The organism is Arthrobacter sp. BE255 (assembly GCF_031457335.1).
Classification (GTDB): Bacteria; Actinomycetota; Actinomycetes; order Actinomycetales; family Micrococcaceae; genus Arthrobacter.
Genome location: NZ_JAVDWK010000018.1, coordinates 40,294 through 61,300 on the forward strand (window position 1 = coordinate 40,294; position 21,007 = coordinate 61,300).

Sequence of the window (21,007 nt, forward strand, 5' to 3'; positions counted from 1 at the left end):
TGTTCATTAGATGTTGATGGTGCGTAGGTGGCGGCCTGTTGTCATGAGGGTTTGGTGGGTGTCGGTGACGACGATGGTGTCTTCGATTTGCAGGCCGCCCCAGCCGATTTCGTAGTAGGGGGTTTCGATGCAGAGGGTCATGCCTGGTTCGAGGAGGGTGGTTTCCTGGGCGGTGAGGTTGGGGACGTCGTAGCCTTCGATGCCGATGCCGTGTCCGACGTGGTTGCGTTCGTAGTCGGGGATGCCGGCTTCGCGGGCGGCGGTCATGGCGGCGTGGTAGATCTCTTGTGCGGGGATGCCGGGCCGGATGGCGGCGAGGGCGGCGTCCTGGCCGGCGTGGATAGCGTTGTAGATGCGGGTGTGTTTGGTGGTGGGTTCGCCCAGTACTGCGCATCGTGAGATGTCGGCGCGGTAGTGCTGGTAGTAGCAGCCGGCGTCGAAGCGGATGATGTCTCCGGGGGTGAGGCGGTAGTTGGAGGGGGTTGCGCTGGGCAGGGCCGAGCGGACGCCGGCTCCGAGGACGGTCAGTGCCGGTTCGGCGCCTGCGTCGATGAGTTCGTGCAGGAAGACGCGGGAGAGTTCGGTTTCGGTCAGCCCTGGCCTGGCGATGGCGAAGGTGGCTTCAATGGCGCGTTCTGTGCATTGGGCGGCTTTGGTGAGGCGTTCCACTTCTGCGGTGGTCTTGACGGCCCGGATCTGTCGGAAGGTCTGGGTGGCGGGGATGATCTCGCAGTGGGGAAGCAGTGCCTTGAGTTCGGTGAGCACTGCGGGGGTGATGCCGGATTCGTCGATGCCGATGCGGGATTTGGCCAGGCCCATGTGTTTGATCGCTTCGGCCAAGGCCTGGGCTGGTCCGTCGTGGAAGGGGGTATCGAAGAGTTCTTTGAGGTTTTTTTGTTCGGCCATGGCCCAGTCGCCCTCTGCCGGGTTTTCTGCGGAGCCTTTCAGGGAGAAGAAGCCGTAGCGGGCGACGTTCTTGATCCAGATGTCCTGTGTGGCGACGAGGTCGAGGGACCCGGTTCCTACGATGAGCCAGGATTTTTCTTCCAGTGCTTCGCGTGAAAGGGCGGCGTAGACCTGGGGGCCGCGGCGCAGCCATTGGGAGAGTGCCCAGAAGTTGCTGGCGTAGGTGACGTTTTGTGCCTCGGTGGCTATGAGGGCCTCGACGCCGATCTGTTCCATGATGTTCAGGGCCCGTGCTGAGTTCAGCAGTCGGTCCGCTACTTTGGTGCTCATTGTTTTCATCGCTCCTGTGTTTGTTTTTACTGGTTGTAGGCCGGGCGCAGCAATAGCTGCTCCGGGAGGGTGTCAAGGAAGGTTTGCCAGGTGCCGTCCAGGGTTGAAGGGGGCGTGTTCTGGCGGCTGGTGGCGTCTTTGATGCCGGTCGAGGTTGAGATCAGGACGGGGTCTTCGCCCAGGTCCAGTCCGTTGGCTTCGGCGTGAAGGAGCCCGGCGTAGGAGGTTGCGGAGGCGTTCTCGACGTAGAAGCCGTGGCCGGCCAGTTCGTGGTGGCCGGTGAGGATGTCCGTTTCGCTCACGGCCAGGGCGTGTCCTTGTGATTCCTCGATGGTCATGAGGGCATGGACGCTGGTGACCTTGACGTTGATGGAGCTGGCCAGGCTTTTGCCACCGTGAACGGGGGCCGGGTCGTGGAGTTGCTGTGCGATGCTGTTGTGCAGCGGGGCCGAGACGGCAGGTTCAACGCTGATCATTTTCGGCAGGGTCGCTATGGTCCCGGCGGCGTGCATTTCTTTGAAGCCGCGCCAGATCCCGCAGAGCGCTTCGGCGTATCCGGTGGGCACGATGACCGACGTCGGGGCTTTCCAGCCGAGTTGTTCGGCGAGCTCGAACGCGATGGTCTTATAGCCCTCGAGGGCGATCGGGTTTCCGGTCGCGGGGGCTGTGAAGTTCGAGAACGGGTACCATCCCAGTTCGTGCACTGACCGTTCCACAAGGTCCCAGCGGCGTTCTCCAGGGACGATGACAAGATGGGCGCCGTAGGCTGTCACGGCGGACCTGACCGGGGCCGGCATTCCTTCATGGGTGATGACAACACAGGGCAGGCCGGCCCGCGCTGCATAGGCGGCGGCGGACAAAGCATGGTTGCCGCTGGAGGAAACAACCGTGACTCTGGCCCCGGTGGAGGCCGCGTGGGATGCTGCCACTGCGCAGAGCCGGTCTTTATGGGACCACGTCGGGTTCTGTGATTCGTCCTTGAGGTAGATCCTGCCGCCGGCGCGTTCAAGGGCAAGCAGCGGGGTGTTTCCTTCACCCAGGGTGATTTCGCAGTTTCCCGGCAGCGGAGGAAGGTTTTCCCTCCACCGCCAGATCCCGCCGGCCCGGTCATCCTGGGCCGGGACAGCGAAAGTCCGGTGCGGGTCTTCGGCGAGCTCGTAGTTGGCACGGAACCCCTCACGCCGGCACTGGTGGCAGCCTTCAAAGATGGCATCCTCAGCGGGCTCAGCTGCGCAGCGCACACACCGGACGCGCAGGGACGCCGCGGGAAGCGCCGCTGTTTCAAGGACTCTGTCGAATCGGGTTTTCAAAGTACTTTCCTCACATCGTGGTGGTTTTGGCGGATGAACGCGCCGCTGATTTCGGCGGCGCAGTCGATCACGTCATGGGTCATTTCCTGCAGTTCGGTGGCGCTGACCAGGCCGATCGCGAAGCCGTTGCTCACCGCGGCTACCGGCCTGCCCAGCGGGCCCAGCACCGGGGCTGCGATGGAACCCACGGCCTCGTAGTGTTCCCCGCTGTTCACCGCCGACCCGGTCTCGCGTGCCCGTTCCAGACGGCCCATGATCACCTCGACATCGGTGACCGTGTTCGGGGACACCCGTTCGAGCGGTTCCCGGGAGAGCAGCTCACGGGCTTCCTCCGGCGGCAGGTGCGCCAACAGGATGGTGCCCATCGCCGTGGCATGGGCGTACGTCCGGGTCCCGGGCGTGGCACGGATCTGGATCGGACCGGGCGCCTCAACAGCTGACAAGTACGTGATGTAACGGCCGTGCAGCACACCCAAATACACGGTGTGGGAGGTACGGGCCGCCAGGGACCGCATCGGCCCCATCGCCGCTTCCTCCAACGCCCGATGCAACGGATACAGACTGCCCACCTCAAAGGCATGCAACCCGATCCGGTACTTCCCATCCGGCTCCCGCTCCAGGAACCCCGCAGCGGCCAACGTCTGGGCAATCCGGAACACCACCGTCTTACCCAACCCCAACCGCCGTGCCATCTCCGTCGCACCCAAACTCGGCGTATCAGGCCCAAAACAATCCAACACACTGATCGCCCGCTCCACAGACTGCAACGACCCCCGGCGCGCAGTCTCCAACGAGGCGATAGGGTCAGGCGCTGTATATCCGGAAGTCCGCATAAAGCAACAGTACACCGAATATCGGCACGCACAATAATTGCGACGGGATGGCCTGAAGGTGAGACGCATCAAAGGTTCTCCCAAGGCTTCTAGCTTCGCCTTCTGCATCCTTCCCCGGGCGGGTGTCCGCGATCAACCCTTGACAGCGAGGATTAAAAGGTGGAATCTGGGAATGTTCCGGAAAAAGGATCAAGAAACCGATATACGGAACAAGAATCAATGTTGTTCAGTTCAGCTCACCATCGCTTTCGCTGCATACGGCTTCGCAGGAGGCGAAGCTGCGATGGTTCTGTGCAGGCAACCCACCAGACAAGAGAACCACCTAGGAAAGACGTAGTCGTGACACAGAACGCCTCGCAGTTACATTCGAGTACAACTGCCATTGCAGGATCGGAGCCGTCGCCTGACGCTCCCGACCATAATCTTCTGTGTGCAATCGCCCAGCGGGTTCTTTGGACGTCAACGGCCATTGTTGATGCCGCTAACCGAGGCAGGCCCAACCTGTCCGGGGTAAAGGTGGGCGGACACCAGGCGTCAAGCGCCTCCATGGTGGACATCATGACCTCACTGTGGTTCTCGGAACTCACAAACCTTGATCGGGTGTCGGTTAAACCGCACGCGTCGCCCGTGTTGCACGCCATCAACTATCTCCTCGGTGAGCTGGATGAATCGTATCTGACGCGCCTTCGGGAGAAGGGTGGGCTCCAAAGTTACCCGAGCCGGGAGAAGGACCCCGACACTGTCGACTTCTCCACTGGTTCGGTAGGCATCGGGGCAACCGCTCCCCTGTGGGCGGCCTTCGGGCACCGCTACATCCGGGACCGGTTCCCGGATACTCGAAGGGCCGGCCGGTTCATCAGCCTGCTGGGAGACGCGGAGTTGGATGAAGGAGCTATCTGGGAGGCCGTCGCCGACCCGTCTGTTTCAAAACTTGGGGAGCTTCTCTGGATTGTCGATTTGAACCGTCAGTCCCTCGACAGAGTCGTACCCGAGATGCAGATTGCACGACTTCAAGGGATGTTTTCGGCCGCGGGCTGGCAGGTACTCACCTGCAAATGGGGCCGGAAGATCTCCGAAATTTTCGCCCGTCCGGGCGGAGAAGCCTTTCAAGAGCTGCTGGAATCAATGCCCAATGAAGAGTACCAACGGATACTCCGCAGCCCCCAGGAGGAAATCAGATCCCGCATCCTGGCCAATCACGACGGCCAGGCAATCAACGATCTCTTGGAACAGCTCAGCGATGCGGAACTCGCGACTGACCTCCGTGACCTCGGAGGTCACGACATCGGCCTGTTGCTGGACACCTATGCAACCGTGGATGATCACCGCCCAACCGTAATCTTTGCTTACACGGTGAAAGGCAAAGGCCTCGCTACAGAAGGCCACCCGAACAACCACTCGGCGTTGCTCACAGAGGCCCAGATGCATCTTCTGGCACAGCAATCGGGCACCAGCCTCGAGAACCCTTGGGAACGCTTCTCCTCCTCAACACCTGAAGCGGCCCTCTGCCGAACCCGCGCCGAGGCACTGCGCCGACCAGAACACGCCGTAGCGGAACCAGCCAAAGTCCCCAAGGAACTTCCCTGGCACTACAAGCAGACAATCTCGACACAGGCTGCCCTTGGACGCTTTCTCTCCGATATCCACCGCGGCGCCCCGGAAGTATCTGAACGGATTGTCACGTGCAGCCCCGACGTTGCATCGTCAACGAACCTTGGAGGGTGGATCAACAAAACCGGCGTCTGGTCAGTCAATGACAGGAGGGACTGGTTCGCCGACGATAAGGAGCGGGTCCTCAAGTGGTCCGAGCGGGTTACCGGACAGCACATCGAACTTGGGATCGCTGAAGTAAACCTCGTATGCATGGCAGGAGAGCTCGGGGCGACATGGAGCCGGTGGGGACAACCCCTGATCCCAATTGCCACGATCTACGACCCCTTTGTCTCCCGCGCACTTGAGCCGTGGTCCTACGGCATCTACTCCGGCGGACAGTCCATCCTCGTGGGAACTCCTTCCGGCGTCACGCTCGCTCCCGAAGGTGGCGCGCATCAGTCCATCACAACTCCTTCCATTGGGTTGGAGCAGCCCGGATGCGTGGCATGGGAGCCCGCCTTTGCCCAGGATCTGGAGTGGTGCATGCTCGAGGCCATGTCCGCCATCGGCAAACCTGACGGGTCATCTGCTTACTTCAGGCTCACGACACGTCCGCTCAATCAGGACCTCGCAGCTCTTCCCGAGGACCCCGTTCTCCGGGAACGCCGGCGGGCGCACGTGGTGGCTGGCGGATACCGCCTCATTTCCGCGCCTGGCGAAGACGTCACACTCGTTGGCGTCGGTGCCATCATGCCCGAAGTCATCGAAGCGGCCCGGCAGTTGGGGAAGCACGGAGTACGTGCCGGGGTCATCTGCCTGACAAGCCCGGACCTGATCTTCCGCTCAATGCAGGACCGCGGCAGCGTGGAGATGACCAGCCGGAGCGGCATAGCGGACATTCTGTTTCCACCCTCCAGAAGGACCCCGTTGGTGACAGTCCTTGACGGACACCCTCATACGCTCTCATTCTTGGCGGGCCTGAGAGGGGATCCCATCCGTTGCCTTGGAGTGAAGGGGTTCGGGCAGTCCAGTGACCTCGAAGATGCGTACCGCATCCACCACATCGACACGGCTTCGATAGTAGCGGCCGCGCTTGACCTGACGGGCCACACAGAAGATCGACTCCCCTTTCAAACGCCTACCCGATAAGAAGGCCAACCGTGGCCGCCCATTACACCCCCTACCGGCCCAACCGCCGGCCGGCTGAAAAAACGAAACCAAGGACAGTTCTAATGCAAACCCAGGCACGAGTCGCCGAGCCTGAACAACGACGAGCAGGCCCTGCACCACGATCAGGAACCGGCGCGACATCCGTCATCTGGTCCCTGGAAGAGCTTGGGGTGGACGTGGTCTTCGGCATTCCCGGTGGGGCCATCCTGCCGATCTACGATCCCCTCATGCTGTCCACGCGCATCCGTCATATTCTCGTACGCCACGAACAAGACGCCGGACATGCAGCTTCCGGTTATGCACAAGCCAGCGGGCGGGTTGGCGTGTGCATGGCAACCTCAGGACCGGGAGCCACCAACCTCCTCACTCCCCTCGCCGATGCGCATATGGATTCCGTCCCGCTGGTCGCCATTACAGCCCAGGTCAGCAGCTCACTGATAGGCAAGGACGCGTTCCAGGAAGCCGACATTCTTGGCATGACCATGTCCGTCACCAAGCACGGATTCCAAGTCACACGCGCCAGTGACATCCCCCGGGCTCTTGCGGAAGCCTTCCATGTTGCTTCCACGGGCAGGCAAGGGGTGGTAGTCGTCGACATTCCCAAGGACGTACTGCAGGAACCGGTCAGCTTCATCTGGCCTCCACGGATGGATTTGCCCGGATACTCGGTGCCAGCATCTCCCCCGCACTCGAAAATCCGCGAGGCTGCAGGACTCATCTGCCAGGCGAAGTCACCTGTCCTTTACGTCGGTGGAGGCGTAATAAAGAGTAACGCCTCCCCGGAGCTCCTTGAGTTCGCGGAACTAACCGGCATACCGGTCGTAACAACACTGATGGCCAGGGGAGCCTTTCCCGACAGCCACAACCTGCATCTTGGGATGCCAGGTATGCACGGGACAGTGGCGGCCGTCGCAGCAATGCAACGCAGCGACCTGCTGGTCACGCTGGGAGCCCGCTTCGACGACAGAGTCACAGGGAAACCTGAAACCTTCGCCACCCGTGCCCGCGTTGTCCATGTCGACATAGATCCGGCAGAAATCGGGAAGAACCGGCGTGCCGACGTCGGAATCGTCGGTGACTGTAAACACGTGCTCTCAGCGCTTAACGAGGAAATTCGTGAAAGGCGAGTGGAGCACGCCCTACCCGATCTCTCCGGGTGGCGAGGCTTCCTAGAACGGCTCCGTGCCGCCTATGACGATTTCTCCCTCGGAACATCCTCGGAGGAACTCATGGCGCCTCAGCCGGTCATCGAGGCCATCGGTAAAGCGGCGGGACCGGAGGCGATCTACACCGCCGGGGTAGGGCAGCACCAGATGTGGGCAGCGCACCACATCCGCTTTGAGGCTGCCCGCACGTGGCTCAACTCCGGAGGCCTCGGCACCATGGGATACGCCATCCCCGCCGCCATAGGAGCAAAACTAGCCCTCCCGCATCGCGAAGTCTGGGCAATCGACGGGGACGGCTGTTTCCAAATGACCGCACGTGAGCTGGCTACAGCGGCAATCGAGAAGATCCCAATTAAAGTCGCCATCATCAACAACGGCACACTTGGCATGGTTAGGCAACTCCAGACGATCCACTACGACGAACGGCACACACAAGTCGATTTGGGCACCCACGCCCAACGCCTTCCCGATTTCGTCCGTTACGCAGAAGCCTTAGGCTGCGCCGGGCTGCGCTGCGAACGACCCGAGGATATTCACACGACCATCAGCCGCGCACGCAGCATCAATGACCGCCCCGTGGTGATTGACTTCATTGTCAGCGACCAAGCCATGGTCTGGCCCATGGTCCCCTCGGGCACAAGTAACGACGAGATCATGGCCGCACGGAACCTGAGGCCCTTGTTTACCGGAGTGGACGATGATCTCTAACGAAGCCCGGAGGCAAATGAACCAACAGCGCATCGCCAAGGGCAACTGGGAACTGGTCTCCAGGACCGGCGACCACTGTCCCCGCAGTGGCTGGTGGGTGGACCTCAATGACGCCGCCCAAGAAAGCGAGCAAACTGCGACGTTCGTTAGTCAGGGCAACGTGATGCCGGCACGCGAGGGATCCCCAACACAGTGGCTAGGACGTCCGGACAACGATCACAACACCATTCGCAAGGCTGGTTCCGAAAAATGAAAAGAATCGCATCGCCACGTGATGAACGCCTCTGGCCTGCCCGTGGGTCCAGCGCAGCTCCAGGACCGCAGTCTGGCACTCGAAGCCGGCAGCAGCTCTGGCCGGCACCCGACAGAACAATCTCGATTGCCAGCAGAAGGCAAGAGGAGCATTTGCCGTTGTTCGACGGAAGTCGGGACTTGATCTGGCCGGACTGTGTCGACTGATACTCATGGAGTTTGCTGACGAGACAGAGCCCGCACGCTGGAAGGAACCGTTGGTCCTTCGCCACTGCCCCAACTGGCTGCTTCTGGTTGGGCAATTCGTCACCATCATCCGCGACGGAGTAGTTGTCAGACGTGGAATTGTCGATGATGTGACGCCAGATCAGGAGGCGCTGTGGATCGCCCAGGAGGGTCCCGAGCACCGTAGACTCTTCGAACGAGCCTACGGTTTCCAGGCTTGGGTTGAACAGCAAACGAATTCTCACCCGCAAAACGGAAGTTTCTGAAGCGTACGCCCGTGTGACCACCGATGGCTTAGGCGGGAGGTACTTGCAGCGGACTTCGTCAACCTGCGAAGCCTGGACTGACCAGAACAGCTTCGTCCTCCGCGATGAAAACGGTCAAGTTTCGGCGCAATATGATCTGGCACTGCGTTTGCGGAACCAGCGCCCGGACCGTCTCCAGGATCCTTGCCAGGGCGGGAATGCAGCGGCTGTGGGACCTCGACCCGATCACCTGGGACCGGATCCGGGACTCACGGGCCAATCGACTGCCGCTACGAACGGGACGCTGCGGCGGACATGATCCACATCGGCGGTCAAGAAACTTGGAGGTATCCCCGAGGGCGGCGGCTGGTGGGCCGATCCGGCACAGAACCGCGCCAACCGTCGCGCCTCGGCCCAGCAACTGGGTTTTGGTTTACGTACATGTGGCCGTCGATGACCACACTCGCTTGGACTATGCCGAGGTCGTGCCTGACGAGAAAGGTCCGACGTTTGGAGAGTTCCTCACCCGCGCCGCGGCCGCCATGGCGGTATGTCTTCTGGTGCTGTTTCTGTTAGGGGCAGCCGATAGGCGGCCCGGAGCATCATGGTGGCAATGCCGTGGCGCCACTCGGGGCTTGTGACGGCCAGCCGGCGGTCCTTGCCAGACCAAACCGCCCAATGCCCACGGGGGTCTGGTAACCCCCTATGAGGATCAGAAGCGCTCTTCTTTGAGTACTCGAAGACACGCTCGACTCCAGGCGGTGACCTCTCGAGATCATGGGTTGGCAGAGTCCGATGGAGCACCTGGCGGCCGTCCTCATCCGAAGTAGGACCACATAAATTCTTCGGCGGCGCCAGCTACCGGTTGACGTACACCCACGCTGACGAAACAGAACCTTTGTGAGTAATCACCATCAAGCAGCTGGAGGGCAGGAAGTGAAGCCCCTTACTGGAAGACAGCAGTCCGCTGACGAAGACACGCGCGGACCCCTCGCCAGCCCTGGAGCGCAACAGCACTTCCAGTCAGACGGTGTTGTGGTTGTCCTTGGCGTCATGTATCCAACTGTCCTCCCACGTCCTGACGAAGCTGACACCCACCCTGACCAGATACCTCTATCTCCAGGCGTGGACAGTGGCCGGCAAAGCGTGGACGTGGTCTTTTACGACCCACTTTCGTCCAGTAGGACCGGAGACAAGGTTCGCCAGGCCCCGAGGTATCCAAGGAATTCTAAGGGTGATGCTTACATAAGTCGTATATAGGCCCAGAAAGCTGTTGCCCGCGATCTGGCTTTGCTTTCATCAGAAAAAACGCGGGTGGTCACCAGCTCTGGACCGCCATCAGTTTCGGATAGCAGAACCCCCATCAAAATCTTCGATTGGAACGGGCTCAGACTCGGTGATGAGATTGAGGTGCTCGATGACCGCCGAGCCATTACACGAGGAGTGATTGAAGACCTGACTTCGGACCAAAGCATGCTCCAGGTGAAGCTGGCCTATGGGACAGGTGGACGAACATACCGCCGGGAGGACGGCTGGCAGGTTCGTACTATCCGCCGGAAATCGTGAACTCAACCCTGATGATCGGCACTCGTTATTTGCAGCTTCAGGTGCTCTACGGGCCTACCAAGGTGAAGCACACCCCAACCTGACGTCAGGCCGCGCCTGAAAAACCGTAAGAATAGGGTCCGTTCCCCCGTGTTTTGAACACGCCTTGTGCCATTCCTAGACTTCAACCTGACACATTTTGGCGGCCGGGATCCCGGCACGAGCGCAAACGCTTCACCCGGCGCCCCCGCCGGGTGAAGCCACGCAACAAACTCTTACAGCCGCTGCTCCCACACCGTCAGTTGCAGCTGCACACTCCCCTGTGAACGCACGGCGGCAGCGTCCCCAGCGCCGCCGCCGTCGAACACTCCGAGAAAGCTGCGCCGAGCGGTAAGGAACCAGCGCCGCAGCCACCCGCCGGGGCGGTCCGTACTCATGAGGCGCGGACCGCTTCGGCGGCTTCGTCAGCAGTGTGCACGGGGGTTTCCAGGCCCAGGTTTTCACGCAGGGTGCTGCCCCGGTACCCCGTCGGGTAGACGCCGCGTTCCTGCAGTTCCGGCACCAGGTGGTTCACGATGTCGTCCAGGCCGGAAGGGACCAGCCATGGCGAGATGTTGAAGCCGTCCACGGCGCCAACCCGTGCGTACTCTGCCAGCTGGTCCGCCACCGCGGAGTACGAGCCCGTGAAGGTGGCGTCCACGCGGGCGGTGCGGGAGGTGACGAACTGCCGGATCGACAGGCCCTTATCCTTGGCCTCCGCCCGCCACTGGTCAGCCAGCTGGCGGGCCTTGGCACCGTGGAATCCGCTGCCGCGCGTCTCGGAGGTCTCCTCCACCACAGGGTCGATCTCCGGCAGCGGGCCGTCGGGATCGTATGCGGAGAGCTCTCGGCCCCAGAACTGCTCGAGGTACGCCACCGCCTGCTGCGGCCCGATCTGCAGGCTCCGCACCCACTCTTTCTTCTCCAAAGCCTCTTCGGCGGTGGGTGCCAGGATGAATTCGCTGGCCGGCATGATCTGCACTGCGTTTGCTCCACGCCCGGCCGCAAGCGAGCGTGCCACGAGGTCCTTGCGGAACTCGACGGCGGCATCGAACTTCGGGTGGGCCGAGAAGATGACATCCGCCTGGCGGGCAGCAAAGTCCCGGCCTTCCGGGGAGTCGCCTGCCTGGAAGAGCACGGGCCGGTACTGCGCGCTGCGAGGCAGCCGCGGAGTCACGTCCACCGTGTAGTGCTGCCCTTCGTGCAGCACACGGCGAGCGGGGCCGTCCGCGGTTTCCCAGGAATCCCAGATGCGCTTGGCCGTCTCCACGAAAGCTTCGGCGTGCCTGTAACGGTCTGCGTGGTCCAGGTATCCGCCGCGCCGGAAGTTGGCACCGGTCCAGGCGTTGTCCGTGGTCACGATGTTCCACGCGGCACGGCCACCGGAGATCAGGTCAAGCGATGCCAGCCGGTGCGCCAGGTCGGCGGGGTCGTTGTATGTGGTGTTCTGGGTGGCCACCAGCCCGATGTTTGTGGTCACCGAAGCCAGCGCCGCGAGCATGGTCTGCGCGTCCGGCCGGCCCACCACGTCCAGAGCGTGCGGCCTGCCGAGGTGTTCCCGCAGGCGGAGGCCTTCGCCCAGGAAGAACGCGGCGAACAGCCCCCGCTCGGCCGTCTGCGCAATCCGGCGGAACGATTCGAAGTCGGTCTGCGAACCGGACTCGGCTGCCTTCCAGATGGTTCCGGAGTTGACGCCCTGGAAAAAGACGCCGAACTGGAGCTTGCCCGTCGGCACAAAAACGTCGGATTTGGCACGGTTGTGCTGTGTCATGGTCTTCCCCTTAGTTTCCTGCGGCAATGGCCGCGGACAAGTCTGCGTAGCGGCTGGCCGGGCGCCCAAGTCCCAGCAGGTCGCGGAACGTGCCGTCAAGGACCGGGGCACGCAAGGCGCCGCGGCGCCGCAGTTCCGGCAGGACCAGCCGGGAAAGTTCGTCCAGTTCCACCGCGAGCGACGCCGGGTGGAGGCGGACGCCGTCGGCCTCCACCAGGAGGGACTCCAGGAGGTCCGCAAGGCCGGCAGCAGTGCCGGCGTACCGTGCGCGGCCGCCGTCGAACCCGATCTGACGCTCAACCGCAGGCTGCCCGCGGGAGTCCAGGACGACGTCGAGCTCGGCGATCACAGCCACGGACGCCCCAACCCGGGCACGCACATCGCGCACCTCGGCGGCGAGCAGTTCCGGCGTCGGTGCGGTGACGAGCACGGCGTCAACGCTGTCCGCCGAGACCTGCCCCTCGCCCACCAGCGACGCGGCAGCAAGCACCGGCAGCTGCCCCTGCAGCGGCCGCGGAATGATGGACGGGCCCTTGACCGAGTAACCGGTCCCGGCAAAATCCGCCGGTGTTTCAAAGTCCGCATAGTGCAGCTTGTCCACGTCGATGTACCGGCCGGTGGCGACGTCGCGGATGACGGCGTCGTCCTCCCAGGAGTCCCACAGCCGGCGGGAAACCTCAATCGACGCGGCGGCCTCCTGTGCAAGCGCGGCGCCGGTCACGTTGCTGCGGCCGACGGCGGCTGCCGCCTCCGGTGATTCCGCCGCGGTGGCGATCCACCCGGCACGGCCGCCGGAGACGTAGTCCAGGCTCGCGAGCTGGGTGGAGACGTGGAACGGCTCCGTGTGCACCGTGTCCACTTCGGGAACCAGTGCGATGGTCCGGGTGACCGGCCCGGCGTAGGCGGCGCGCTGCAGGGCGTTGGTCCTGCCCGCAACGGGCGCGTCGGCGAAGGTGGCAGCGTGGAAACCCGCGGATTCGGCGGCGAGGACGGCCTCGGCGAGGCTTGCGAAGTCCCCGCCATCCCACCCGGCTCCGTCGAGTTCTATGGCCAGGAACCCGGCGCGGCCCTCTTCGGTGGCGTGCTTTTCTGTTGTGCTCACAGCTGGTCCTGACGTTCGTAGGGGATCTTCTCGCCGGCTTCGATCGCCACCGGCAGGCGGTTTTCCGCAGGCGGCAGCGGGCAGGTGGCGAGGTCGGTGTAGGCGCAGGGCAGGTTCACGGCGCGGTTGAAGTCCAGCTCCACGGACCCGTCCGCCGCAGGGACCACCGACAGGGAGCGGTTGGCCGCGTAGGTGGTTGTGCCGGAGGTCTGGTCGGTAAACAGCACGGACAGTGATCCCGGGGCGTGGCCGTTGAACGCGGTCAGCGCCAGCTCCTGGCCGGCCAGCTTGAAGCGGATCTCGCCCGGTGCCTCGTAGACATGCTGGATGCCTTCGACGGCGGCGCCCACCGTGGTGGGCCGCGGCTCCTCGAACGGCACGTAGGTTCCGCGGACGGCGTAGGCGGCATTGGGTGTATACGCTGGCGTGCCCTGGTACGCGCGGAGGAGCCCGTTCCCGGGGTTCCGCGGACGGACAATGTACTCGCCGCCGCGCTTGGCCACCTCGATGACGGTGTCTCCGGAGGCCAGGTTGATCCCGCCGCGCTCCTCGATGGGCCCAAACTCGAGAGTGGCCCCCGACGCGCCGTTCAGTTCCTTGCCGTCCCGCTGCAGGCTTTCGCCCGGCTCCAGGACCACGCGGACGACGTCGGCATCCGCACTCCAGGTGCCCGGGGCACCTTCCAGGCGGGTGGCTTCGCTGCCCAGCCAGTGCAGATGGGTCACCGCCAGGAAGCCATGCGGGTGGGCGCGGTGGCGCTCATGGGCAGCGTGCCAGTCCTGCCAGTCGGATTCGAAGGACTCGAGGGCTGTTTCAGTGTGCGTGGGCATAAGGGCTCCTGCTCGTGTTTTCGGTGGCGCCGGTGCGGGCTGATTCGGGACGGTTGCCGTAAGGGTCTTCGGCTTCCCACAGCGTGGTGGGGGCCGCTGCCCGGACGGCGGGAACCACTTCGAGGGCAAACCGTTCCAGGATCTCCAACTGCTGTTCGAAGGGCAGTGTGGTGGGCAGCGAGATGGACTGCAGGTCGTGGCCGTAGAGCTCGTGGTAGCTGAGGATCTTGTCGATGACCTGCTCGGGGCTGCCCACCAGCGCTGGCCCTTCGGCGACTGCGTGCTGGATGTCGCGGAACGGCGAGTTGTTGCCCGGCACGTTGCGGTTTGCCGTCAGCGCCTCGTAGACCGGCCCGAACTGGCGGATGGCCTCCTGGGTGGTGCCGGCAATGAACACGCCGCCGGCACCGCTGCCCGAACCGACGTACTGCTGCTTCGGATCATGGCCGTGACGTTCGTATTCTTCCCGGTAGTGCTGGATCAGCACGTGGTAGTTTTCCCGCGGCTGGATGGCGTTGGCGGTGAACAGCGGGTCTCCCCACTGGGCTGCCAGCGCCGCCGAAGTCAGGGTTGTGGCAGACCCGTGCCAAATCCGGAGCGGGCCGTCGAACGGCCGGGGCGTGGTGGTGGTGGGCTCCGTGAGCGGGGCCCGGAACCGGCCCGACCAGGTCACGTTTTCTTCCCGCCAGAGCCGCCGCAGCAGTCCGTACTTCTCGGCCAGCAGGTCCCACTGGTCCGCGAGGTCCAGGCCGAAGAGCGGATACTGCAGCACCTCGTTGCCCTTGCCGATCACCAGCTCCAGCCGGCCGCGGCTCAGCTGGTCGATGGTGGCGTAGTCCTCGGCCACCCGGACGGGATCCAGCACGGACAGCACGGTGACGCCGCTCTGCAGGCGGATCCGGTCCGTGACGGCGGCGATCGCCGCAAGCACCGTGGTGGGCGAGGAGGAGATGAACTCCCCGGCATGCCGCTCCCCCACCGAGAAGCCGTCATAGCCGAGGTCCTCCGCCCGGCGCGCTGTTTCCACCACCTGGTTGAGCCGGTCCGCCGTGGAGACAATCTCCCCCGTGAGCGGATTCTTCAGGTGCGGAATGATGTCCAGCACCTGGAACTTCACTTGGCTGCCCCGGTTGCGGTTGCTCCGGCCTGGGCGGCGGCGAAGCTTTCCTCGGTGATGGTCTTGGATTCAGGCAGGGCTTCCTCGGAGAGGCCCCAGCGTTCCAGCACCTCGCCGTAGGAGCCGTCCTTGATGGCCGAGTTCAGTGCGTCCGTGATCGCGGGTGCCAGGCCGTTGCCCCGGAGCGTTGTGGCTGCCACCAGGGTTTCGGACGGCCAGCCGGCGTTGACCTTGCCCACCACCTTGAGGTCATCGCGGGTGTTTTCGCGGTACACGGTGGACGGGTACGGGGCGATGTTCAGGTCGGTCCGGCCGGAGGAGAGTGCCAGGATGGTGTCCGCGTCGGAGGAGTAGTACTGCAGGACGGCCGGGGCTTTGCCTTTGCCTTCCAGTTCCTTGTTCCAGGCCAGCAGGATCTTTTCCTGGTTGGTGCCCGAGCCTACGGACACCTTCAGGCCGGAGATGTCATCCGCGCCCTTGATGTCATAGCTTGCGGATTTCTTAGCTTCGAAGCCCATGTACGCTGCCCGGTAGCTGGCGAAGTCGAACAGCTTCACGCGGTCCTTGTTGACGCCCACGTTGGAGAAGACCGCTTCAAAGTCGCCGGACTGCGTCTTCAGCGGCCAGTTCTCCCAGGACGTCACCTGGACGTCGAGTTCGAGCCCCAGCTTGTCCGCCACCAGCTGGGCGATGTCCAGCTCCACACCGATCGGCGTCTTGTCGTCCGTGGCGTGGAAGGTCAGCGGAATGGAGCCCGCCGTGGTGGCAATGGTCAGCTTGCCGTCCTTGCCGATCAGCTCAGGAACCTTGGCGGCGAGCGCGTCCTCCTTTTCGGCGCGGATGCGCTGCTGGTCCGGGGAGGTGTTGTAGACCACGCCGTTGCGTGCCGCCGTCGTCTGGGCTGCGCCGGACGCCCCGGACGCGGCCGCGCCGGGGTCCGAGCAGGCGGACAGCGCCGCTGTTCCCAGCAGGACGACGGCAGGCAGGGCCGCCAGGGAGCGGGCGCGGCCGGCGCCGGGCTTGCGGGCTGTGAAAAATGCCATTCGGGGAGTTCCTTAGATATTGAAAGCCGGTTCGAGCACCTTGGAGAAGAAGCTCCGGGTGCGTGGTTCCTGCGGGTTGGTGAAGATTTCCTGGGGGCTGCCCTGTTCCACGATCTGGCCCTCGTCCATAAACACCACGGTGTCCGCCACGTCGCGGGCGAACCCCATCTCGTGGGTGACGATGATCAGCGTGGTGCCGGACTTTGCCAGCTCGCGGATGACGTCCAGAACCTCGTTGACCAGTTCCGGGTCAAGCGCGGACGTTGGCTCGTCGAACAGCAGGATTTTGGGGTCCAGGGCCAGCGCCCGGGCGATGGCCACGCGCTGCTGCTGGCCGCCGGACAGCTGGCGCGGGTAGGCGCCGGCGCGGTCCTTCAGCCCCACCCGGTCCAGCAGTTCCAGGCCGCGGCGCCGGGCTTCCTCCTTGGAACGGCCCTGCGCGACCACCGGCGCTTCGGCCACGTTTTCCAGGGCAGTCAGATGCGGGAACAGGTTGAAGTTCTGGAACACCATGCCGATCCCGGTGCGCTGCTTCAGGATGTCCTTCTCGCGCAGCTCGTGCAGCCGCTTGCCCCGGACCTCATACCCCACCAGCGTCCCGTCGATGGCGATGTGGCCGCCGTCGACTTTTTCCAGGTGGTTGATGGTGCGCAGCAGCGTTGATTTGCCGGAGCCGGACGGTCCCACGATGACGGCCACGCCGCCCGGTTCGACCGTGAGGGTGATGCCCTTCAGGACTTCGGTGGCGCCGAACGATTTCCGGACCTTGGTGATTTCCACCAGCCCGCGGGTGGGCCGCGAAACGGTGGCCGCTGAGGCGGCGGCGGTGGACGTTTCCGTGGACGGCTGGGCAGCAGTGGCAGTGCTCATCTCGGGCTCCTTGCGCGGTTGGGTGCCACGGCGTGGGTGGCGAAGAATTTCCGGGCTTTCTGCAACGGCGTCAGCGGCAATGTCCGCACGGCGCCCTTGGAGTAGTGCCGTTCGATGTAGTACTGGAACACGCTGAGGACGGAGGTGATCACCACGTACCAGAGCGTGGCCACCAGGAGCAGCGGCAGCACCTGCTGCGTGCGGTTGTAGATGACCTGCACGGTGTAGAACAGCTCGGAGTAGGCCAGGACGTAAACGATCGAGGTGCCCTTCACCAGGCCAATAATCTCGTTGAACGCGGTGGGCAGGATGGCGCGCATGGCCTGCGGCAGGACAATCCGGGTGGACCGCCGCCAGGCCGGGATGCCCAGCGCCGCGGCGGCTTCCAGCTGGCCCTGGTCCACGGAGAGGATGCCGCCGCGGATGATCTCGGCGGAATAGGCGGCCTGGTTCAGGGTCAGTCCCAGCACTGCGGCCGCGAATTGGCTGATCAGGGTAGTGGTCTGGACCTCGAAGAACCGGACGTCCGTGAAGGGAATGCCCAAACTGATTTTTTCGTAGAGGTAGCCCAGGTTGTACCAAAGCAGCATCTGGACCAGCAGCGGTGTGGAGCGGAAGATCCAGGAGAACGTCCAGGACACCGAGACCAGCAGCGGCGACGCGGACAGCCGCATCAGCGCCAGGATGAAGCCCAGCACAAATCCGAGCAGCCCGGAGATGGCGGTCAGCTTGAGTGTCTCCAGGAGACCGTTGATGACGGACTGGGCGGTGAACCACTGCGCCACCACGCCCCATTCCCAGCGCGGGTTGGTGGCCAGTGACCACGCCACCGCGGCCACACCCAGTGCCACAGCGGCCGTTCCCACCCAGCGCCACGGATGCTTCGCAGCCACGAGCGGGTAGCCGGAGTAGTCGGTGGCGGGCCCGCGCGGCCCGGGGTTGGTGCCGGACGGGCCGTTGGAACCCTGGCCGTTTCCCGGCCCGGCGGACGGCCCGGTGGACCGCCCGGTGGACGCCGGTTCGGGGACCTGCCGTGATGCTTCTACTGACTCTGCCGGCTGGGCCACTTTGGTTACTGCTGAACTCATGCGCCACCTCGCTTCTTCACTGGTTCTGATGTGTCGGACTTTGCCGCAGGACCGGAACGCTCCGGGCCGATGGCTGCAAATCTAGGCCTGCCGGGAAAGGGGCAGCAAGGCGCCAAGTTGCATAACTTCACCGGAGTTCGCACGGCGTCATGAGTCGGTTTTTTGCGCCCCTTGACGCCTTGTGACGCGGAGTTAACGGGGGTTACCGGCCCGTCGACCGCCGCCGTCAAGGCTGCCTAGCATGGGCTCTCAACCACCCGTCCAGCCTCAACAGCCACCCGCCATTCAGCAGCGTCCCGTCAGGAGCCCCCCATGCCAGCCAGCGTCCCTTCCGTTGTCTTCATCGGCGGCGGTCCGCGGGCTGCGGGCGTCCTGGAACGGCTGGCGGCAAACCGGTCCGCGCTTTTCAGCGGCCCCCTGGACATCCATGTCGTAGAGCCGTACGAGCCGGGCTCCGGAAGGATCTGGCGCTACGACCAGCACCCGGGCCTGATGCTCAACTCGGCAGCGGCGGACGTGACCATGTTCACCGACTCCTCGGTGGCCTGCGAAGGACCCGCCGCGGACGGGCCCGGGCTCGCAGGGTGGGCCGCCGGCGTGCTCGACGGATCCATCACGGACGTTCCGGACTTCCCGCTCGCCATCCGGGAACAGCTGCGCACGCTGACCGGCGGCACGTTCCCCACCCGGCAGCTGCAGAGCCAGTACCTCGAGTGGTTCTTCCGCCGGGCCGTCACGGCACTCGGCGGGAACGTCACCGTCCACCGCACCACCGCTGTTGCCGTCGAGCGCGCCAGCTCCTCGCCCACCGCGTCCGACGCCGGCACGCACCTCGTGCGGCTGGCCAACGGCGGCGAGGTGCGGGCCGACGTCGTGGTCACCGCGCTGGGCCACACGGACTCGAGGCCGGACGCCGCGTCGGAGGCCTGGTCCGGCTTCGCCTCCCGGCACGGCGGCTTCCACGCGGCACCCAGCTACACCACCGACGTCGACTATTCACCTCTCGCCCCGGGCCAGGACGTGATCGTCGCCGGCATGGGGCTGGCGTTCGTTGACCTGCTGGTCCTCCTCACGGAGGGGCGCGGTGGCCGGTTTGAGGAAACGCCCGACGGCGGCCTGCGGTACGTTGCGTCGGGCCGGGAACCGAGGCTGCTGGCCGGGTCGCGGCGCGGTGTGCCCTACCACTCCAAAGTGTCCGCGCCGCTCCGCGGCGAGGCGCCCGGTGAGCTGCGGTTCTTCACCCGCGATGCCGTGGACAGCCTCCTGGAGCTGAACGCCGAACTCGACTTCCGCAGCCACCTCTGGCCGCTGATCGCCAAGGAAGCCGGCTACGGCTACTACCGTGAGCTCTTCACCGGCAGCCCGGAGCGGGTCAGCACCGGCTGGGCCGAATTTTCCGGCCGGTTCGCGGCGCTCGACTGGTACAGCACGGCCCGCGAGGACCTGGTGGCCGCATTCGTCCCCGACACCCGCCTGCACCTTGACCTGGAGCGCCTGGACCGGCCCTTCGCCGGTCGGTCCTTCGCAGGCCATGCCGAAGTGCAGGACGCGGTGGCGGAATACATCGAACACGATCTCGTCCTCCGCGACGGGCCCGGCCACCCCGAAACGATGGCCCTGTTCGTGGCGCTTCTGAAGGTGTACATGGACCTGGGCCGCCTGGTTCCGGCCGAACGGCTCAATGCCCGCTCGCAACAGACCGTGCACGGCTGGTGGCACGGATTCTTCAGCTTTGTGGACTCCGGGCCGCCCCCGCGGCGGCTGCGGGAGATGCTGGCCCTGCACCGTGCCGGGCTGCTGGAGTTCTTGGGCCCGGAAATCTCCGTGGACACGGACGGGTCCACCGGAGAGTTCGTGGCAAGGTCAGCGCAGTCGGGCGTGGCTGTCCGGGCGAAGGCCTTCATCGAGGCCCGGCTGCCGGCAACGTCGGTGGCCCGGTCGCTGAACCCGGCGCTCCAGTCGGTGCACACCGCGGGGCTCGGAACCGAACAGCAGCTCCTCACCAATGACGGCATCCACTCCACCGGCAAGCTCCTGGTGTCCGGAAAGCACCAGCTGGTGGACGCCCAGGGGCGGGCCCAGGACCGGATCTTCGGCATTGGCCCGGGCACCTCGGGCTGGGGAGCCGGGGCCTTCGCCCGGCCGGGCACCAACGCCGCACCGTTCCGCGAGAACGACGCGCTGGCCAGGCACATCCTCACCGTCGCGGCCGGGCTGCATGCGGCCGCCCCCTTTGCTGACGCCGCGGTCACCTCCTCCCAGCCCGCCCCCGCTGCCGCCCGCCCAACCGGAGCCGCCGCAGCCGCCCAGCCAGCCGCCGTCGGAAAGGCCTGAAAAGTGGAAACCAAGACGCCCCTCAACCCTGCGGCGCTGACCGTGATGAGCCTGCCCATGCACGATCCGCGGGTCCGTCCGCTCCTGGACGAGCTCGCGGTGGAATACGACTCCCGCTATGGCGACCTCTTTGGCCGCGGTGCCGCCGCCGAGGAACTCAACCGGTACCCGGCGGCGGAATTCGAGGGCCCGGGCGGGGCGCTGCTGATGATCCAGGAGAACGGCGAATCCGTGGCCGGCGGCGCTTTCCGCCGGTACGACGCGGACACCGCGGAGTTCAAGCGCATCTGGACGCACTCGGCACACCGCCGCCGGGGGCTGGCCCGCGTGGTCCTCACCGAACTGGAGCGGCTTGCCGCCCTCCGCGGCTACCGGCGGATCTACCTCACCACCGGTCCCCGGCAGCCGGAAGCCAAGCACCTGTACCTCACTACCGGGTATGAGCCGCAGTTCGACGTGGAGGCCGATCCGGAGATCATAAAGTCGCTGGCATTCACCAAGGATCTCCCGGGTCCGCCGCTAAGCTAGCG

At 64.7% G+C, this 21,007-nt stretch carries 16 protein-coding genes; 6 read left to right on the top strand and 10 right to left on the bottom strand.

What is annotated here, in order from left to right:
- Positions 1-6 precede the first annotated feature (6 nt).
- The 3 genes from J2X42_RS21955 to J2X42_RS21965 are packed head-to-tail and all read right to left on the bottom strand — an operon-like array spanning position 7 to position 3,487.
- Positions 7-1,236, bottom strand: coding sequence for a Xaa-Pro peptidase family protein (locus J2X42_RS21955; protein WP_310168099.1), 1,230 nt, complete (start codon positions 1,234-1,236; stop codon positions 7-9).
- Between the two features lie 26 nt (positions 1,237-1,262).
- Entirely contained in the window at positions 1,263-2,546 is a 1,284-nt protein-coding gene (locus tag J2X42_RS21960; RefSeq protein ID WP_310168100.1) for a pyridoxal-phosphate dependent enzyme, read from the bottom strand.
- Entirely contained in the window at positions 2,543-3,487 is a 945-nt protein-coding gene (locus J2X42_RS21965) for an IclR family transcriptional regulator (protein ID WP_310168101.1), read from the bottom strand. Before J2X42_RS21965 ends, J2X42_RS21960 begins: the two co-directional genes overlap by 4 nt.
- A 450-nt stretch (positions 3,488-3,937) precedes the next feature.
- Here J2X42_RS21965 and J2X42_RS21970 point away from each other — a divergent pair, with 450 nt between their 5' ends.
- The 4 genes from J2X42_RS21970 to J2X42_RS21985 all read left to right on the top strand — a co-directional run bounded on the left by J2X42_RS21970 (position 3,938) and on the right by J2X42_RS21985 (position 8,759).
- Complete coding sequence (locus J2X42_RS21970) at positions 3,938-6,121, top strand: transketolase-like TK C-terminal-containing protein (RefSeq protein ID WP_396134129.1); 2,184 nt, start codon at positions 3,938-3,940, stop codon at positions 6,119-6,121.
- A gap of 83 nt (positions 6,122-6,204) precedes the next feature.
- Positions 6,205-8,016 carry an acetolactate synthase large subunit gene (locus J2X42_RS21975; protein WP_310168102.1) on the top strand — a complete coding sequence of 604 codons (1,812 nt, stop codon included), beginning with the start codon at positions 6,205-6,207 and terminating at the stop codon, positions 8,014-8,016.
- A 16-nt stretch (positions 8,017-8,032) separates the two neighbouring features.
- The gene (locus J2X42_RS21980) at positions 8,033-8,269 is read left to right on the top strand and encodes a hypothetical protein (RefSeq protein WP_310168104.1); all 237 of its coding nucleotides are present in this window, start codon (positions 8,033-8,035) and stop codon (positions 8,267-8,269) included.
- Positions 8,270-8,480: 211 nt separating this feature from the next.
- A complete protein-coding gene (locus tag J2X42_RS21985) occupies positions 8,481-8,759 on the top strand; it encodes a hypothetical protein (protein ID WP_310168105.1) in 279 nt (92 codons plus the stop codon).
- A 1,957-nt stretch (positions 8,760-10,716) separates the two neighbouring features.
- On the opposite strand, the gene J2X42_RS21990 is transcribed toward J2X42_RS21985, so the two are convergent.
- From J2X42_RS21990 to J2X42_RS22020, 7 genes are read right to left on the bottom strand one after another with little or no spacing between them, the layout of a single operon-like run.
- Positions 10,717-12,093 carry an NtaA/DmoA family FMN-dependent monooxygenase gene (locus tag J2X42_RS21990; protein ID WP_310168106.1) on the bottom strand — a complete coding sequence of 459 codons (1,377 nt, stop codon included), beginning with the start codon at positions 12,091-12,093 and terminating at the stop codon, positions 10,717-10,719.
- 10 nt (positions 12,094-12,103) lie between these two features.
- The gene (locus J2X42_RS21995; protein ID WP_310168107.1) at positions 12,104-13,195 is read right to left on the bottom strand and encodes an LLM class flavin-dependent oxidoreductase; all 1,092 of its coding nucleotides are present in this window, start codon (positions 13,193-13,195) and stop codon (positions 12,104-12,106) included.
- Positions 13,192-14,025 (bottom strand): DUF1684 domain-containing protein, encoded by an 834-nt coding sequence (locus J2X42_RS22000; protein ID WP_310168108.1) that lies wholly within the window; start codon positions 14,023-14,025, stop codon positions 13,192-13,194. Before J2X42_RS22000 ends, J2X42_RS21995 begins: the two co-directional genes overlap by 4 nt.
- Entirely contained in the window at positions 14,009-15,142 is a 1,134-nt protein-coding gene (locus J2X42_RS22005; protein WP_310168109.1) for an LLM class flavin-dependent oxidoreductase, read from the bottom strand. The genes J2X42_RS22000 and J2X42_RS22005 overlap by 17 nt, the downstream gene beginning before the upstream one ends.
- The gene (locus tag J2X42_RS22010; RefSeq protein WP_310168110.1) at positions 15,139-16,185 is read right to left on the bottom strand and encodes a transporter substrate-binding domain-containing protein; all 1,047 of its coding nucleotides are present in this window, start codon (positions 16,183-16,185) and stop codon (positions 15,139-15,141) included. Before J2X42_RS22010 ends, J2X42_RS22005 begins: the two co-directional genes overlap by 4 nt.
- 12 nt (positions 16,186-16,197) lie before the next feature.
- Positions 16,198-17,055, bottom strand: a complete 858-nt coding sequence (locus J2X42_RS22015; protein ID WP_310168111.1) for an amino acid ABC transporter ATP-binding protein — start codon at positions 17,053-17,055, stop codon at positions 16,198-16,200.
- Positions 17,052-18,143: an amino acid ABC transporter permease gene (locus tag J2X42_RS22020; RefSeq protein WP_310168112.1), complete on the bottom strand. Its 1,092-nt coding sequence runs from the start codon at positions 18,141-18,143 to the stop codon at positions 17,052-17,054. The genes J2X42_RS22015 and J2X42_RS22020 overlap by 4 nt, the downstream gene beginning before the upstream one ends.
- A gap of 312 nt (positions 18,144-18,455) precedes the next feature.
- On the opposite strand from J2X42_RS22020, the gene J2X42_RS22025 reads away from it, so the two are divergent.
- Positions 18,456-20,477 carry an FAD/NAD(P)-binding protein gene (locus tag J2X42_RS22025; protein WP_310168113.1) on the top strand — a complete coding sequence of 674 codons (2,022 nt, stop codon included), beginning with the start codon at positions 18,456-18,458 and terminating at the stop codon, positions 20,475-20,477.
- 45 nt (positions 20,478-20,522) lie between these two features.
- Positions 20,523-21,005 (top strand): GNAT family N-acetyltransferase, encoded by a 483-nt coding sequence (locus J2X42_RS22030; protein WP_310168128.1) that lies wholly within the window; start codon positions 20,523-20,525, stop codon positions 21,003-21,005.
- Positions 21,006-21,007: the final 2 nt, after the last annotated feature.

What these genes read in the sequence shown, in the direction of transcription:
- J2X42_RS21955 (WP_310168099.1), bottom strand. Translation starts at nt 1,236, where the DNA reads ATGAGCACCAAAGTAGCGGACCGACTGCTGAACTCAGCACGGGCCCTG.
- J2X42_RS22015 (WP_310168111.1), bottom strand. Translation starts at nt 17,055, where the DNA reads ATGAGCACTGCCACTGCTGCCCAGCCGTCCACGGAAACGTCCACCGCC.
- J2X42_RS22020 (WP_310168112.1), bottom strand. Translation starts at nt 18,143, where the DNA reads ATGAGTTCAGCAGTAACCAAAGTGGCCCAGCCGGCAGAGTCAGTAGAA.
- J2X42_RS22000 (WP_310168108.1), bottom strand. Translation starts at nt 14,025, where the DNA reads ATGCCCACGCACACTGAAACAGCCCTCGAGTCCTTCGAATCCGACTGG.
- J2X42_RS21970 (WP_396134129.1), top strand. Translation starts at nt 3,938, where the DNA reads ATGACCTCACTGTGGTTCTCGGAACTCACAAACCTTGATCGGGTGTCG.
- J2X42_RS22025 (WP_310168113.1), top strand. Translation starts at nt 18,456, where the DNA reads ATGCCAGCCAGCGTCCCTTCCGTTGTCTTCATCGGCGGCGGTCCGCGG.
- J2X42_RS22030 (WP_310168128.1), top strand. Translation starts at nt 20,523, where the DNA reads ATGAGCCTGCCCATGCACGATCCGCGGGTCCGTCCGCTCCTGGACGAG.
- J2X42_RS21985 (WP_310168105.1), top strand. Translation starts at nt 8,481, where the DNA reads ATGGAGTTTGCTGACGAGACAGAGCCCGCACGCTGGAAGGAACCGTTG.
- J2X42_RS22010 (WP_310168110.1), bottom strand. Translation starts at nt 16,185, where the DNA reads ATGGCATTTTTCACAGCCCGCAAGCCCGGCGCCGGCCGCGCCCGCTCC.
- J2X42_RS21965 (WP_310168101.1), bottom strand. Translation starts at nt 3,487, where the DNA reads ATGCAGAAGGCGAAGCTAGAAGCCTTGGGAGAACCTTTGATGCGTCTC.
- J2X42_RS21980 (WP_310168104.1), top strand. Translation starts at nt 8,033, where the DNA reads ATGAACCAACAGCGCATCGCCAAGGGCAACTGGGAACTGGTCTCCAGG.
- J2X42_RS21990 (WP_310168106.1), bottom strand. Translation starts at nt 12,093, where the DNA reads ATGACACAGCACAACCGTGCCAAATCCGACGTTTTTGTGCCGACGGGC.
- J2X42_RS21975 (WP_310168102.1), top strand. Translation starts at nt 6,205, where the DNA reads ATGCAAACCCAGGCACGAGTCGCCGAGCCTGAACAACGACGAGCAGGC.